The following is a 14,822-nucleotide window of genomic DNA, read 5'->3' on the forward strand; positions in this document are numbered from 1 at the left end:
CCGGAAAGGCGCGCGGGGGTGGGGGAAGATCACATCGCGAGCCGGAATCCTGGGTGCGCGCGGCGCGTTGTTCCCACAGAAGCTTCCGCCCCTCACCTGTGCTCAGGAGCGCGCCGTCGCGGTCCCGTGCCCGATAATGGTGGCGACGGGGCATTCGCACGGAGGAGGCCGGAATGGGACGGGACAGCAGGTACGAACTGGTATTCGCCGCCCCTGACCATGCGGTACCGGGCGGCGAGGAATCGGTCCTCGTACACCGCACCGACCGGACCGGGCCCGGCGGCCATCCGATCTACGCCGACGACACCGGAATCGTGCAGGCGGAGATCAGCGACCAGGGCGACGTACGCATGATCGCGAGCGGCGGCCACCAGGAACCCGCCTCGCGGGTGAGCGTCCGGGCCGTGCCCGGCGTGTGACGCGCAGGGGTCGGGCGGCGCGGGTGTCCCGGCCGGTTCGCCACCGTCAGCTGGGGACGCGGATCCCCGGCGGGCACGGAACCTCGCACCAGACGCGCTTGCCGTCCACCCCCGGTTCGGAGCCCCAGTCCCGGGCCAGACGTTCCACGATCAGCAGTCCGTGACCGACCGGCCCACCCAGGTCGCCCGGCCCCCGCGCCGGCACGCGCACCGGCGGGGCCGGATTGCCGTCCGTGACCTCGATCCGCAGCCGTTCGGCCGAGAAGTCGAGGACGAGTGCCCGGGGTCCTCCGCCGTGCAGACAGGCGTTGGCCACCACCTCCGACACCAGCAGGAGCACGTCCTCGGCGCTCTCGCGGTCGATCTCTCCCGTCCCGGGGAGCCAGCGCCAGGCCGTCAGTGCCTGGCGGGCGAAGTCACGGCTGCGCGAGACGACATCGGTGGTTCCGGACAGCATCAGGCTCCAGATCCGGTCGGACGGGCCGCGCTGCTCCATGACGCTCAGGCTCCTCCGCCGAGTGGCGCCCTCAGGGCTTCCGCCACATCGGAATGGACGGGGAACACACCGTCCGCACCGGTGATCCGGAACATCCGGGCGACAGGTCCGTGCAGACCGGCCAGTTCAAGGCCGGCTCCCGCCTCCTGTGCCGCCAGGCGCGTGTTCAGCAGCACGTTCAGCCCGGTGGAATCGCAGAACCCGAGTCCCGCCATGTCGACCAGCAGCCGCCGGCCCGGGGCGAGCGCCTCCTCCAGCGCGTCCCGCAGCGGCTGAGCCGTGTCGTGGTCCAGTTCCCCCGTCAGCGTGAGGACGACAGCTCCGTCCACGGCCGCCACCGCGACGGTGAAGCGTTCACTCTCCGCTTCCGGCACCATCCGGCATCACCCTTCCGTCGTGCACTCCTGCACCTGCCCGGGTTCCCGCGCGATATGCCTGTCCGTCCGTCCCGTGCCGAAAGGGGCGCCTCATTCCGCCTCGGCCCGCTGTTCCTCGCCGAGCAGCCCCTCCCGCAGCCGGCCCAGGATGCGGGCCAGCAGCCGGGAGACGTGCATCTGCGACATGCCCAGGCGCTCGCCGATCTCGGCCTGGGTCAGCTCCTCGCCGAAACGCAGGGCGAGTATCGTCCGGTCCCGCTCGGGCAGCGCATCCACCAGCGGTTTGAGCGATTCCAGATCCTCGACCGTCTCGAAGCGGCTCTCCTCGACGCCGAGGCTCCGGGACGACACGCCGGGGGCCTCGTCGTCCTCGGCCGCCACGGGGACGTCGAGGGACAGGCTGGTGAACCCGTTGGCCGCGAGCCGGCCCTCGCAGACCTCGTCCACGGTGATGTCCAGCCGCTCGGCGAGCTCCTGCGCACCCGGAGCGTGACCCAGCTCCTGCTCCAGGGCGTCGTTCGCCTTGGCCAGGTCGATGCGCAACTCCTGCAGCCTGCGCGGTACGCGGACGGCCCAGGTCGTGTCACGGAAGTACCGCTTGATCTCTCCCACGATGGTGGGCAGCGCGAACGACATGAACTCGAACCCGCGCTCCGGATCGAACCTGTTGATGGCCTTGATCAGGCCGATGGTGCCGACCTGCAGGACGTCCTCCCACGGCGCGCCGACGTGCCGGACGCGCGTGGCCGCGTACTTGACCATGCTCAGGTTCAGCTCGACCAGGGTGTTGCGCACGTACGAGTACTCTGCGGTCCCCTCCTCCAGTTCGTGCAGCCGCCGGAAGAGCGTGACCGACAGGTCGTGGGCGTCAGCGGTGCTCACGGACCGCGGATCGCGGATCTCGCGAGGGTCCTGCGGAGCGTCCTGCTGCGGCGCGGAGCCGGCCTGGGTACGGAGAGTGGCAGGCATGAAGCCTCCTCGGGAAGTTCCCTCAAGCCCCATACCCTCTCCCGGCGGGTTGAAGCTGTGCACGCCGTGGCCGGGCGTCACTCTTCGTGAGTGTGCGGGCGGTGCAGGGCGCGATACCGGTCGAAGGCCTCGCGGGCGTCCGGTATGAACGCGGAGCGGTGGACGAGCTCTTCGAGCTCGGGCTCGGTCAGCCAGTCGAACCAGGCGACTTCCCCGGGGTCGGGCCGGACCGGTGCGGTGACCACGGCTTCGTGCAGGCCCAGCCAGTAGGGGCTGATCGCTCCGTCGCACAGGAACTTGAGCACGAAGCGGGGAACGGCCCGGACCCCGAGCTCCTCCGCCAGTTCCCTGGCCGCTGCCTCCTCGTACGACTCGCCGACGCCGACGGCGCCACCGAGCATCCAGGTGAACTGCCCCGGGAAGCGGGACGCGTCCTCCGGGCGGCGGTGCACGAGGATCCGGCCGTCGCCGTCGCGGCACGCGATCGTGGCGACGCGGTGCGGCCAGCGCTCGCGTATCGCCTCCGCACGGTCCACGACCGCCACGACGCGGTCCTGCTCATCGACCCGTTCGACCGGTTCGCCCATGGGACGCATGATCGCAGGGGCCTCGCCCTCCCTCGGGTACGGGTGTCCGCCCGGCCCCGGGAACGGGCCGCGGCCCGGCAGCCCGTCAGCTGCCGGGCCGGACCACCACCGCCACCACCTCGACCGGCGCGCTGTAACGGAAGTGGAGGACGAACGGGACCATGTCGCCCGCCTGCCAGCGGACCGGCTTCGTCCGGGTCGTGACGCTCAGGCCGGACGGGGACATGGCGACGGTGTCACCCGCGGCCACCCTCACCGGACCCACCGGCCGTAACAGGTCCGCTCCGAGCCCGGAGTTCTCCCGCCGGCTGAGCAGCGTCTCCTCGACGCCGGGTGACGTCACCTCGGTCAACTGGTCGTCCGCGCCACCGATGTTGGTGATGTCGAAGAAGGCGGCCGTGTCCCGGCTGCTGCCCTGGGGCAGGAGGACACGGCCGTTCCCGGCGGCGATCTGCGGCGGGCTGCCCGCGGCGCCGGACGAGGCCCAGGCCGTCAGGCCGGCCAGCGCGAGCGCGCAGGCGGCCACCGGGGCGACGGCGGCGCGCAGCCCCTCGTGCACGCTCCGACCGGTCGGGAGTGCGCCGCCGGGGGGCTGCTCCGAAGGTGAACGCGTCATCGCCCCGTACCCTTCGTCCGGCTGCCCGTACCCGCCCGGCGTGCCTGCGGTGCCGGCTGCCAGGTACGCAACCGGAGACTGTTGGCCACCACCATCAGGGAACTCACCGACATCGCGGCCGCCGCGACCATCGGGTTGAGCAACCCCACCGCGGCGAGCGGCACGGTGACGACGTTGTAGCCGAAGGCCCAGACGAGGTTGGCCCGGATCGTCCCGAGGGTCCGCCTCGCCAGCTCGACGGCGTCGGCGACCGACTCGATGTCCCCGCGCACCAGCGTGACATCGGCCGCGCCGATGGCCACGTCCGTTCCGCTCCCCATGGCGATGCCGAGGTCGGCCCCGGCCAGTGCGCCGGCGTCGTTCACCCCGTCGCCGATCACCGCGACCCGTCGCCCCTGGCCGCGTAACTCCCGTACGAGCCGCGCCTTGTCCTCGGGCGAGCAGTGCGCGTGCACGTCCCCGGACCCGATCCCGAGCGCGGCGGCGACCCGGGTCGCGGTGGCCTCGCGGTCGCCGGTGGCCAGCACCGGCTCCACCCCCAGGCGCCGCAGCCGGTCGACGGCCCGGTAGCTGCCGGGGCGCAGCGCGTCCCCGAGTGCGATCAGGGCCTGGTCGGCGCCGTCCACCCGGACCAGGACCGGCGTGTGCGCGGCCGCCTCGGCCTCGGCCAGGGCCCTGTCCAGCGACGGATGCAGGTCCGCACCGGCGGCGCAGACCTCCACGCGGTGCCCTTCCACCACCCCGGTCACACCGATGCCCGCGGTCGCCCGGAATCCGGTCACCTCGGCCGGCGGCCTGCGGTGCGGGTCCTGCCGGGCGTACGCGACCACGGCGCGGCCGAGCGGGTGCTCGGAACCCTGTTCCACCGCGGCGGCCAGCCACAGGGCCCGCTCCGCGCCCATCCCGTCGGGCACGGCCGTCACACGCGTGACGGTCATCCGGCCGGTCGTCAGCGTGCCGGTCTTGTCCAGGACCACGGTGTCGACGTGCCGCAGGGTCTCCAGCGCCCGCGGGCCGCTGACCAGCAGACCCAGCTGCGCGCCCCGGCCCGTCGCCGCCAGCAGGGCGGTGGGGGTCGCCAGCCCCAGGGCGCAGGGACAGGCCACGACCAGGACGGCCACACAGGCGGTGACGGCTGCCTGCGGATCGGCCCCGGCACCGAGCCAGAAGCCGAGAACGGTGACGGCCAGGGCCAGCACGACCGGGACGAAGACGCCCGCCACCGTGTCGGCGAGGCGCTGGGCCCGGGCCTTTCCGGACTGCGCCTCGGTGACCATGCGCGTGATCCGGGCGAGTTGGGTGTCCGCGCCGACCGCGGTGGCCCGGACGACCAGCAGACCGCCCGCGTTGACCGCACCGCCCACCACCGCCTGGCCGGGTCCCACCTCGACGGGCTCGCTCTCGCCCGTGACCAGGGAGAGGTCGACGGCCGAACCGCCGGAGGCCACCACCCCGTCCGTGGCGACCCGCTCGCCCGGCCGGACGACGAACTCCTGCCCCACCCGCAACTGCCCGATCGGGACGAGCCGTTCGCCGCCGTCCTCCCGTACCGTCACGTCCTTGGCGGCCAGACCGGCGAGCGAGCGCAGTGCCTCACCCGTGCCGCGGCGGGCCCGGGATTCGAGGAAACGCCCGGTCAGCACGAACAGCGGGACCCCGACCGCGGCCTCCAGGTAGATGTGGGCCACCTCGCCGCCCGCCGAGGGGAGCAGACTGAACGGCATCCGCATTCCGGGATCGCCCGCCCCGCCGAGGAACAGCGCGTACGCCGACCAGGAGAAGGAAGCGACCACGCCGAGCGACACCAGGGTGTCCATCGTCGCCGCCGCGTGCCGCAGCCCCCGTAACGCCCGGAGGTGGAACGGCAGCGAACCCCAGACGGCGACCGGCGCGGCGAGCACGAAGCACAGCCACTGCCAGTTGCGGAACTGCAGGGCGGGCGCCATCGACAGTGCCAGGACCGGAACGGACAGCAGGGCGGTGATCAGCAGCCGCCGCACCTCCTCCCGGCCCGGGGCACCCCCGGCCCCCGTCGGCTGCGTCCGGTCCGACGTGGGCGCGGGAGGTGCCGGCACCTCGGCGCTGTAGCCCGCCCGCTCGACCGCCGAGACGAGGTCCTCCGTCGTCACGTGCGACGGGTGCATCACCCGGGCCCGCCCGGTGGCGAGGTTGACCGTGGCGCGTACGCCCTCGATCCTGGCCAGCCGCTTCTCGACACGGTTCACGCAGGCCGCGCAGGTCATCCCCCCGACGACCAGATCGGTGGTGGCCACCACCTCGGTCCGCCCGGCCGTCACCGCGTGCCGCCCGTACCGCCGCTGTGCCCGTGCGTCCGTCCCAGCTCCCCTACGAACGCCGGGCTGTCGACCTGGGTGGACCGCATACCGGGGGCCACCGGGCCTGCGCCCGCCCCCACCGCGTACGCCGCGCCGAACATCATGATGAGGAGCGCTATGAAGCCGGCGAGAGCGGGCGGCGGCGCCCACCGCTTCAGCGCGGTGATCGCCAGGGTCGGGTACTCAAGCCGGTCCGTCATCGCCACTCCGGATACTTGTACTCGGTTCCAGACGGACGAAGTGCCGGTCAGCCCTGCCGGAGCCGGGACGGCACTTCCTCCGGCGAGGTAGTCGCAGAGAAGCGCGAGGAAGTTCCCGCGAGTTTTCTTTTCCTCACGCCCGCCCGCGCGGGGTGGCGGGAGCGAGGTCACAGGGGCGGACCCTTATGGACCTCTTGCTCCGTATGTCACTCTGACCGGGCGCATCGGGTCACCCGCCCGCCGCACGCCCCGGCCGACCGACCGACAGGGAAAACGCCCATGTCCTTGCCGTTCCCGTACCGAGCCGTCCCCGCCGTGCTGGCCGGTGCCGTGACCGCCTTGCTGGCGGCGTGCACCCCCTCGACCGCCGCCGGTGCGGCGGTACCCGCGTCCGTGCCGGCCGCCACACCCCCGGCGGTGGTCACCGCCGCCGCCGTGCCCGCCCCGGCGCCCGCTCCCGCCCCTGCTTCCGCACCCGTGGAATCCACGCTGTCCATACCCGCCGCAGGTGTCACCGGGCTGCGCGTGGTTCCGTACGAGGGCACCACCGACGACGTACCGGGAACCCGTATCCAGGACCTCGGCGTGGCGGCCAGCCCCTACGGGCAGCGGGGCGGGGTCGGGCCGGGCCAGGTGGGCAACTTCCTGGTCACCGCGCACCGCATGTCGGCCGGCGGCCCGCTGGGGGACCTGCCCACCGTCGGGCAGGGCGACACGGTCCTCGTGACCGTGGGCGAGGTGGTGTACACCTACGAGATCACCGCGACCCGCAAGACGTCCTTCCGGTCGGAGCGCTCGCTGAGCGAACAGCGCGCCGCCGTGCCCGGATCACCCGGGGCGGCCCCCACCCAGGCCATGATCACGATCTCGACCTGCGCCACACCGGAGGACCACGCCGAGGGCAACTTCTGGAGCGATGCCCAGGGCAATCCGGAGCACCGCATCGACAAGATAGGCGTGCTGCGCAAGACCTCGCCTAAGGCCTGACCCGCCGGTGCGCGGCGCGCGCGTGGCCGAGGCGGGCGATGACGGTTCCCGTGCCGGCCGCGGCGAGGAGGCAGGCGAGACGTACCGGGTCGTAGGGGGTCTCCCAGCTGAGTTCACCCACGGGCGCGGTCGCGAAGACGTTGAGGACGAGCCAGCAGAGCAGGGCGGTCCCCGGGGCGGCGGTGAAACGGGCTCCGGTGCTCACCACGGCCACGGCGAGGGAGAGCGCCACGAGGTCGACGGTGGGGTCGTCCGGTCCGTCCAGGAGGTTGAGCACGGCGACCAGGGCGACGGCCGCGACGGCCGCCGCGGCCCAGACCGAGGTGGTCGCGGCAGGACTGGGTACGGGACGAATGCCTGAGCTGATCCGTTTCCACTCGACCATGCGACGCCTCCTCCGCGCGATGCCCCACCGTCGGGGCTCTCGGAGATGATGCCCCACCGGAGGAGGACGCCCGGAGCCGTGAGCGGGGCCGCGCTGCTGCGTCGTCCGCCCCCGGCCGGCCGCAAGGTACGTCGCCAAAGCCGCCGCCGGGGTGGGGACTTCGCGGATTCCCCTGCGCCGGGGCGGAGTGGGCGGGTGGCGGGATCACCGGCAGGACGGCTCCGTCAGACCTGCTCGGTGGGACGGACGAGGAGTTCGGCGACGGCGACGTGCCGGGGGCGCGTGACGATGTAGCCCACGGCGTCGGCCACGTCATGGCTCTGCAGCCGTTCGATGTCGCCGAGATGCGCGGCCAGCTGGGCCTGGACGGCCGCCGGGTTGTGGCCGCGCAGTTCGGTGTCGACACTGCCCGGCTCGACCACGGACACGCGTACGTGCTGCCGCGCCAGCTCCTGCCGCAGCGCCTCGCTGAACGCGCCGACCCCGAACTTGGCGGCGCAGTACACGGCGGACATACCGAACGCGCTGCGCCCCGCGACCGAGCCGATGTTGACGATGTCGGCGACGCCCCGAGGATCCTGGGCGGCGGCCTTGACCAGATGCGGAACGGCGGCGTGGGCGCAGTACATCAGGCCCATCAGATTGACGTCGACCATGCGCCGCCAGTCCTCCGGATCCGCGCCCGGGACCGGACCCAGAAGCATCAGACCGGCGTTGTTCACCAGGATGTCCAGACGGCCGAGTTCCCCGGCGGTGCGCTCGACCGCCTCCGCTGCGGCCCGGGCGTCGCCGATGTCGGCGGGGACGACGAGGCTCCGTCCGCCGGAGCCGGAGATCTCCGCGGCCAGGTCCGCGAGCCGGTCCTCGCGCCGGCCGACGAGCGACACGGCCGCGCCGTGGCGGGCGAGTTCCAGCGCGGTGGCCCGGCCGATGCCACTGGAGGCACCGGTGACGAGGGCGACAGTTCCTTCGAGCCGAGGGGGTGTGGTCATGGTCGTGGTCCAGCCTTTCGATGAACGGCCACGGGGGAGGGGCGGCCGAGTGGGACGGGATGAGAGGGGAAGGGGAAGCGGGGAACCGGTCGAGGGCCGCCCGAGGGCACAATGGGCGGGTGAGCAGCACTGGGCAGACCACCGACCTGACGAGCCGGGCAACCGCGGGGGACAGCAAACTGCCGCCCCGGGAACGGCTGATCCGCGCCGCGTCGCACCTCTTCTACTACGAGGGCGTGCGGGCCATCGGAGTGGAGCGGCTGATCGCCGAGGCCGGGGTGACGAAGGCGACCTTCTACCGGCACTTCGCGTCGAAGGACGACCTGGTCCTGGCCTATCTCCGGACCAAGGAGGCCTACTACCGGGCCGCCGCCGAGCCGCTGGCCGCCGCGCACGCGCCTGCCGAGGCCATCGACCTGATCTTCGAGGCGATCTCGGAGCACGCCCAGGAGCGCGGATTCCGCGGCTCGCCGTTCATGAACGCGGCGGCCGAGTACCCGGACGCCACCCACCCGGTGCGCATCCTGGTCGCCGAACAGAGGGAGTGGGTCCGCGCCCTTCTCAAGGGCCTGCTCACCGACCTCGGGCACGCAGCCCCGGAGTCCGCCGCCGGCGCGCTGCTGATGCTCTACGACGGGGCCATGGCCGCGGGCTATCTGGACGACGCCGCGGCCGCGCACGAGACGCTGCTGAGCGCGGTACGGCTGATCCGGTCCAAGGGCTGACCGCTTTCCATCGATTTCTCCTTCCGGGCAGAGGGGTGGAGCCGTTCCGGCCTGAGGGGAGAAAGACCGGTCGTTCTACCTACGACCATAGCCGCCCCACGGGCGCCGCGCCAGCATGCCCGCGTCCGGTCGTCCGGTCGTCCGGGTGCACGCGCCGGGGAGTCCGCCTGCGTCGCTGCCGGGCGCGCGGGGAATACTGGCTGAATGCGTCAGACGCCGCCGCCCGCCGTGGTCCCGGAGCCGATATCGGCCGACCCGCCGCGCCCGGTGGACCGCCCCCTGCTCACCCAGTCCTGGCTCGACCTGGCGTTCCTGCACTGGCCCGCCGACCCGGCCCAGGTCGCACCCCTGCTGCCGGCCGGCACCGTGCCGGACGCCCTGGACGGGATCACCTACGTCGGCCTGGTGGCCTTCCGCATGCACAAGGTCGGCTGGTTCCGCCTTCCCGGCGTCCCCTACCTGGGTTCCTTCCCCGAGACCAACGTCCGCCTCTACTCGGTCGACGCCCGTGGCCGCCGGGCCGTGGTCTTCCGCTCGCTGGACGCCTCCCGGCTGATCCCGGTGGCCGTCGGCCGGGCCGCGTTCCGACTGCCGTACGTCTGGTCCCGGATGACGGTCCGTCATGACGGCGACACCGTCACGTACGCCAGCAGCCGGCGCCGGCCAGGCCCGCGCGGCGCGCACAGCCGCATCGCCGTACGTGTGGGTGGGCGCATCGCGGAGCCGACGGACCTGGAGCACTTCCTGACCGCCCGCTGGGGCATGCACACGCAGCTCTTCGGCCGGCCGCTGTACGTGCCGAACGCGCATCCGCGCTGGCCGCTGCACCGCGCCGAGCTCCTCGGCTGCGACGAGGGCCTGGTGGCCGCGGCAGGCCTGCCCGCCCCGGGCGGGCCGCCCGTGAGCGTGCTCTACTCGCCCGGGGTCCCCGTACGGTTCGGGCGGCCGTCCCTGGGGCGCGCCTGACGCGGGTGCAGCACCCGCCCGGGGTCTATACGGCCGTGCGGGGCTCGCCGTGGCCGGGTGTGCCGTTCGCCACGTCGGCGGACGGTGCCACCGGCTCCGGCGCGGTCAGCGGGCCGGCGAGGTAGGCCAGCAGTCCGGCGATCTCGTGGCCGGCCTCCGCCGGGTGGCGGAAGCGGGCGCCGGGGGCGACGACGTAGCGGTTGCGCCGCCCGTCCCGGGTCCTGGTGAGGTAGCCGTCCGCCTGCAGGTCCGTGACGATCGCCTGAACGGTGCGCTCGGTCAGACCGCAGTCCACCGCGATGTCGCGCAGCCGGATGCCCGGGTCGCGCGCGATGGCGATCAGAACCCGGGCATGGTTCGTCAGGAAGGTCCAGCCGTTGCGGCGGGGTCCTGTGTGCTCGCTCTCCACACCCGTCATTCTTGAGGGATGACTCACGAAATGCAATTCCAGAACCACTTTTCCGGTATTACTTGACGTCTGTCTCCGGCCCCGACAGGGTGCAGGGGGAAGCGGAAACAGAGTTCCGCATGACCAGAGCGAACGAGCGACGCACCGCACCGCAAGCACACGTGCCCAAGGAGCGAAGACGATGACCTTCACGGCCAAGGCCGAGGCCATGACCCCGACGACGATCCCGACGACGGCCACCCCCGGCGGTGGTACCGGCGACGCCCCCGCACTCGGCGGGCTGCCGGACGTGCCCTGCCCCCGGGAACTGTCGACCCGCGACGCCCGGGAGCTGACCGGTGTCTTCTTCGAACGGCTGCAGAGCCTCGAAGAGGGGACCCGCGAGTACCAGTACGTGCGCAACACGCTGATCGAGATGAACATCTCACTGGTGCAGTTCGCCGCGCGGCCGTTCCGTGACCGCCCCGGCGGCCCCGAGAACGAGGACATCATCCAGGTCGGCATCATCGGGCTGATCAAGGCCATCGACCGCTACGACCCCGACCGCAACACCCAGCTCACCACGCTCGCCCTGCCCTACATCACGGGCGAGATCAAGCGCCACTTCCGGGACACCACCTGGGCCGTACGCGTGCCGCGCCGCCTCCAGGAGCTGCGCCTGGAGCTCGCGAAGGCCACGGAGGAGCTGACCGCCGAGACGGACCACGCGCCCACCCCCTCGGAACTCGCCGAGCGGCTGGACCTCACGGAGGACGAGGTCCGCCAGGGCCTGGTCGCGGCCAACGGCTACTCCACACAGTCCCTCGACGTGCCCCAGGACGGTCCGGCCGGCGGCACCCAGGTGTCCACGGCCGCACGGACCTCGCGCAGCCTCGCCGAGACCATGGGTGACATCGACCCCGCCCTGGAGGCGGTCGAGGACCGGCACGCCCTCGCGCCGCTGCTCGCCGACCTGGACGAGCGCTCCACCCAGATCCTGGAGCTGCGCTTCGGCCAGGAGATGACCCAGGCGGAGATCGGCGAGGAGATCGGCCTCTCCCAGATGCAGGTCTCCCGTGTGCTCACCCGCACGCTGGGCTCCCTGCGCGCGGAGCTGCTGCACACCTGACCCGCAACACCCGGCTCGAAGCGCCCGCCCCGGAACACCCGGCCCGGGCACACCTGAACCCGGCCCGACGGGCCCCACCGGCCCGTCGGGTTCAGGCGTGCCCGGGCCGGCCCGTCCGCAGGCGCTCGGCGTCGATCTCGGCCCAGACGACCTTGCCGCGCCCGACCGCCTGGACGCCCCACCGGTCGGCGATCCGGTGCACCAGGCGCAGGCCGTGGCCGCCCGGGTGGCCCGCACGGCCCGGACGCACGGCGGGCAGGGGCCGCGGGAGCTCTCCGTGGCCGTCGTACACCTCGATGCGGAACACCTCCCCGGCGCGGAGCCGGAGCTCGTCGCAGCCGCCCGCGTGCAGCTTGGCGTTGGTGACGAGTTCCGACACGACCAGGATCGCGTCCTCGGCGGTGGCCTGACCGTCCCACCCCCAGTCCTCCAGCGCCTCACGGGTGAACCGGCGGCCCCGCGCGACCTGCCGGAAGGCGTCGCGCAGGGCGAGCCGGCGGAGCTGGGGGAAGGCCGGCCCCCGCGCGTCCGGTACGGGCCCGCCGGTGTCCGGTCCGATGGTCTGCACTGCGCACTCACCTCGTCCTCGGCTGTCGTGTCACGGTCGCTTGTACCCGCCATCGCGCAACGGACGCCCTGTTTGTCCACGCGGGGGCCGGGCACGTGCGACGGGACCCGTCCCCGAGCCCATCCAGAGGAGCCATGAACAGCCTTCTGCACGTGTCGGCCGTCCTGGGCGGCGCGATCGTCCTCACCCTCGTCGCGGGCAAGCTCACCGACCTGCTGCTGCGGCGCGCGGGCGCCCGGCACCCCGAGACACCGCTCTGGAACATGCTGCGCCGCTGCCGCACCTCGGTAAGGGTCTTGCTGTTCGCCGCGGTGCTGCGCGCCGTGTACCGGCAGATCGCATGGCAGCCCATGCAGGAGCACGAGGCTGCCGTGGGCAGGATCCTGACACTCGTGGTGATCGGTGCGAGCGCGTGGTGCGTCGTCCTCGTCACCTCCGCGGTGGTCGAGTCCTCGTACGCCCGCTACGCGCTCGGCACGCGAGACCCGTCCCGCGTGCGCAGGGTCCGTACCCAGGTGACGCTGATCATGAGGATCGTCACCGCCGTCGTCGCCGTGGTGGCCGTCGCCGCGATGCTGCTGACCCTCCCGGGCCTGCGCGCCGTGGGGACCTCGCTGCTGGCCTCGGCCGGGATCATCGGCATCGTCGCGGGCGTGGCCGCCCAGTCCACCCTCGGCAACCTCTTCGCCGGATTCCAGATCGCCTTCGGTGACATGGTGCGGATCGGCGACACCGTCGTGGTGGCCGGAGAGTGGGGTGTGGTCGAGGAGGTCACGCTCACCTTCCTGGCCGTGCGCACCTGGGACGAACGCCGGATCACCATGCCCGTCTCGTACTTCACCGGGCGGCCCTTCGAGAACTGGTCGCGCGGCGGGATCCAGATGACCGGCACGGTCTTCCTGCACTGCGACCACACCACCCCCGTCCCGCTGATGCGCGAGAAGCTCAAGGAGATCCTGGACGGCTGCGAGGCGTGGGACGGCCGAGGCTGGGACCTGGCGGTCACCGACACGACGCCCAGCGCCATCGTGGTGCGGGCGATCGTCACCGCGAAGGACGCGGACGATCTGTGGACCGCCCGCTGCGCGGTACGGGAACAGCTCGTCGCCTGGCTGGCCGAGAAGCACCCGTACGCCCTGCCGCGGGTCTCCACGTCCGCGGCAGCCGTCCCGGCGGAGTGCGCGGACGGTGTTTCGGAACGGGCACCCGGGTCAGACGCGTGAGGAAGGAGTCCGAAGACATGCACAAGGCGGAGAAGAGGAGTCGGGACATGCCGAAGGTGGCACACCTGCCGGGCCGTGCGGAGCATCTGTGGCAGTGGCAGGAGGACGCGGCGTGCCGGGAGCTCGGTACGGACCGGTTCTTCCACCCGGCGGGGGAGCGCGGCGAGGAGCGCTCCATACGGGAGCAGGAGGCCAAGGAGGTCTGCGCGCTGTGCCCGGTGCGGGCGGAGTGCCTGAGCCACGCGCTGCGCGTGCAGGAGCCGTACGGGGTGTGGGGCGGACTGACCGAGGACGAGCGGCGGGAGCTGGGCGCGCGTAAGGCGGGCTGACCGGCCGGGTGCCGCCCCACGCGGTGCGCGGCGGTCCACCCGGCCGGCAGGCGGTTCAGGGGCGTGCGTTCAGTTCCGCGACGATCGAGGCGGGCGTGTGGCCGCTGCCGTCCGACAGGCGGTGGAAGTCGACGGAGACGAAGTTCGGGTCGCGGCCCCCGGTCGCCGACCGGCACTGCCCGGCGATGCGGCCGCGCAGCTTGGCGCCGTTGTCCAGGGCCGCCGTGAGGACGGTGGGCACGTTGCGGTGGTGGCTCATCGTGAACAGGCGCCGGAATCCGGGCTCCTGGCGGTCGAGCGGCACGTCGGACCACCGGCTGACGCACGAGAGGTCGTCGCCCAGGTCACCGAGGCTCCAGAAGTTGCTCACGGTCCAGGACTTGTCGTACATGACGCCCAGGTGCTCCCGGTCGGACCGGTCGGAGAAGATCAGCAGCCGCTTGCCGGAGGTGACCAGGTCGGCGACCTTGGGCCAGCCGTGCTGTCGTACGCCCCAGTCGTCGGGCCGGAACACCATGTCCTGCAGCCCCCTGACCCGGCCGAGGGACGCCTGCAGCTGATCGGCGCCGACGTAGTCCTCCAGGAAGACGGTCACGACCTCCTGCGGATGGGCGGCGAGGAAGTCCACGACGGTCTGCATCGTGCCGTGGAAGGTCTGCCGCGGCAGGGCGTACGTGGCTCCGGCGAAGGTCTTGCAGTCGCCGTGGCACAGGTACACGTCGCTGGGGTAGCAGTCGCTGCCGAAGCTGATGATGCACAGCCAGGTGCTGCGTTCGTACCAGTGCGTGTCCAGGCTCAGGCCGCGCACGCCGTTGTCGAGCTGGGCACGTACGGACTCGGACTGGTTCACCGAGCTCCAGCGGGAGTCCTCGTAGTTCGTGAAGGCGTTGTGGGTGGTCAGGAAGGTGACCTCGTCGAGCCGCCGGTCGCCCCAGCGGGCGGCCGCGGCGGCCGTGCTCGCGGTGGCCGGAGCGGCCTCGGCGGCAGGGGCAGGGGCCGTGGCGGGCGCGGCGGCCCGGGGCGCGGCGGCCGCTGTGGTCACTGTGCCCAGGAGAGCCAGCAGGAGGAGGCACACCAGGGCGCGCGACCGCCCCCTTAATCGCATGTCCATGTCAATCGGCATGGCGCGG

General features: G+C 72.7%; 19 protein-coding genes. 7 read left to right on the plus strand and 12 right to left on the minus strand.

The window, feature by feature from the left end:
• The first annotated feature begins 173 nt into the window (after positions 1-173).
• Complete coding sequence (locus KO717_RS36235; protein ID WP_189743668.1) at positions 174-419, plus strand: DUF6296 family protein; 246 nt, start codon at positions 174-176, stop codon at positions 417-419.
• Positions 420-465: 46 nt separating this feature from the next.
• Here the strand turns inward: KO717_RS36235 and KO717_RS36240 are convergent, their stop codons facing one another.
• The 7 genes from KO717_RS36240 to KO717_RS36270 form a co-directional block, all read right to left on the minus strand.
• Positions 466-915, minus strand: a complete 450-nt coding sequence (locus tag KO717_RS36240; protein WP_301373996.1) for an ATP-binding protein — start codon at positions 913-915, stop codon at positions 466-468.
• A 5-nt stretch (positions 916-920) separates the two neighbouring features.
• Complete coding sequence (locus tag KO717_RS36245) at positions 921-1,292, minus strand: STAS domain-containing protein (protein WP_301373997.1); 372 nt, start codon at positions 1,290-1,292, stop codon at positions 921-923.
• 90 nt (positions 1,293-1,382) lie between these two features.
• Positions 1,383-2,261: a SigB/SigF/SigG family RNA polymerase sigma factor gene (locus KO717_RS36250; RefSeq protein WP_301373998.1), complete on the minus strand. Its 879-nt coding sequence runs from the start codon at positions 2,259-2,261 to the stop codon at positions 1,383-1,385.
• Between the two features lie 77 nt (positions 2,262-2,338).
• Positions 2,339-2,848 carry an NUDIX hydrolase gene (locus tag KO717_RS36255; RefSeq protein ID WP_301373999.1) on the minus strand — a complete coding sequence of 170 codons (510 nt, stop codon included), beginning with the start codon at positions 2,846-2,848 and terminating at the stop codon, positions 2,339-2,341.
• Positions 2,849-2,933: 85 nt separating this feature from the next.
• A complete protein-coding gene (locus tag KO717_RS36260) occupies positions 2,934-3,464 on the minus strand; it encodes a copper chaperone PCu(A)C (protein WP_301374001.1) in 531 nt (176 codons plus the stop codon).
• Positions 3,461-5,707 carry a heavy metal translocating P-type ATPase gene (locus KO717_RS36265; RefSeq protein WP_301374967.1) on the minus strand — a complete coding sequence of 749 codons (2,247 nt, stop codon included), beginning with the start codon at positions 5,705-5,707 and terminating at the stop codon, positions 3,461-3,463. The genes KO717_RS36260 and KO717_RS36265 overlap by 4 nt, the downstream gene beginning before the upstream one ends.
• A gap of 50 nt (positions 5,708-5,757) precedes the next feature.
• Positions 5,758-6,000, minus strand: a complete 243-nt coding sequence (locus tag KO717_RS36270; RefSeq protein ID WP_301374003.1) for a hypothetical protein — start codon at positions 5,998-6,000, stop codon at positions 5,758-5,760.
• Positions 6,001-6,279: 279 nt separating this feature from the next.
• Between KO717_RS36270 and KO717_RS36275 the strand changes: the two genes are divergently transcribed.
• Positions 6,280-6,987, plus strand: coding sequence for a class E sortase (locus tag KO717_RS36275; RefSeq protein WP_301374005.1), 708 nt, complete (start codon positions 6,280-6,282; stop codon positions 6,985-6,987).
• Here the strand turns inward: KO717_RS36275 and KO717_RS36280 are convergent.
• Together KO717_RS36280 and KO717_RS36285 are read right to left on the minus strand one after the other, a co-directional pair.
• A complete protein-coding gene (locus KO717_RS36280; protein ID WP_301374007.1) occupies positions 6,977-7,372 on the minus strand; it encodes a DUF4118 domain-containing protein in 396 nt (131 codons plus the stop codon). The genes KO717_RS36275 and KO717_RS36280 overlap by 11 nt on opposite strands.
• A 224-nt stretch (positions 7,373-7,596) precedes the next feature.
• Positions 7,597-8,364: an SDR family NAD(P)-dependent oxidoreductase gene (locus KO717_RS36285; protein WP_301374009.1), complete on the minus strand. Its 768-nt coding sequence runs from the start codon at positions 8,362-8,364 to the stop codon at positions 7,597-7,599.
• Positions 8,365-8,483: 119 nt separating this feature from the next.
• On the opposite strand from KO717_RS36285, the gene KO717_RS36290 reads away from it, so the two are divergent.
• Both KO717_RS36290 and KO717_RS36295 read left to right on the plus strand, forming a co-directional pair.
• Positions 8,484-9,089: a TetR/AcrR family transcriptional regulator gene (locus KO717_RS36290; protein ID WP_301374011.1), complete on the plus strand. Its 606-nt coding sequence runs from the start codon at positions 8,484-8,486 to the stop codon at positions 9,087-9,089.
• A gap of 204 nt (positions 9,090-9,293) precedes the next feature.
• Complete coding sequence (locus KO717_RS36295) at positions 9,294-10,055, plus strand: YqjF family protein (protein ID WP_301374013.1); 762 nt, start codon at positions 9,294-9,296, stop codon at positions 10,053-10,055.
• Between the two features lie 25 nt (positions 10,056-10,080).
• Here the strand turns inward: KO717_RS36295 and KO717_RS36300 are convergent, their stop codons facing one another.
• On the minus strand, positions 10,081-10,473 hold the full coding sequence (locus KO717_RS36300) for a helix-turn-helix transcriptional regulator (protein WP_301374015.1): 393 nt from the start codon (positions 10,471-10,473) through the stop codon (positions 10,081-10,083).
• Positions 10,474-10,645: 172 nt separating this feature from the next.
• Between KO717_RS36300 and KO717_RS36305 the strand changes: the two genes are divergently transcribed.
• Positions 10,646-11,572 (plus strand): SigB/SigF/SigG family RNA polymerase sigma factor, encoded by a 927-nt coding sequence (locus tag KO717_RS36305; RefSeq protein ID WP_301374016.1) that lies wholly within the window; start codon positions 10,646-10,648, stop codon positions 11,570-11,572.
• Positions 11,573-11,663: 91 nt separating this feature from the next.
• Here KO717_RS36305 and KO717_RS36310 read toward each other — a convergent pair whose 3' ends face one another.
• On the minus strand, positions 11,664-12,140 hold the full coding sequence (locus tag KO717_RS36310; protein WP_301374018.1) for an ATP-binding protein: 477 nt from the start codon (positions 12,138-12,140) through the stop codon (positions 11,664-11,666).
• Between the two features lie 134 nt (positions 12,141-12,274).
• Here KO717_RS36310 and KO717_RS36315 point away from each other — a divergent pair, with 134 nt between their 5' ends.
• Together KO717_RS36315 and KO717_RS36320 are read left to right on the plus strand one after the other, a co-directional pair.
• Complete coding sequence (locus tag KO717_RS36315; RefSeq protein ID WP_301374020.1) at positions 12,275-13,363, plus strand: mechanosensitive ion channel family protein; 1,089 nt, start codon at positions 12,275-12,277, stop codon at positions 13,361-13,363.
• Positions 13,364-13,410: 47 nt separating this feature from the next.
• Positions 13,411-13,692: a WhiB family transcriptional regulator gene (locus tag KO717_RS36320; RefSeq protein ID WP_301374022.1), complete on the plus strand. Its 282-nt coding sequence runs from the start codon at positions 13,411-13,413 to the stop codon at positions 13,690-13,692.
• A 55-nt stretch (positions 13,693-13,747) separates the two neighbouring features.
• Here the strand turns inward: KO717_RS36320 and KO717_RS36325 are convergent, their stop codons facing one another.
• Complete coding sequence (locus tag KO717_RS36325) at positions 13,748-14,815, minus strand: PI-PLC domain-containing protein (protein ID WP_301374024.1); 1,068 nt, start codon at positions 14,813-14,815, stop codon at positions 13,748-13,750.
• Positions 14,816-14,822 lie beyond the last annotated feature (7 nt).

The sequence above is a fragment of the Streptomyces xanthophaeus genome, assembly GCF_030440515.1.
Lineage (GTDB): Bacteria > Actinomycetota > Actinomycetes > Streptomycetales > Streptomycetaceae > Streptomyces > Streptomyces kutzneri.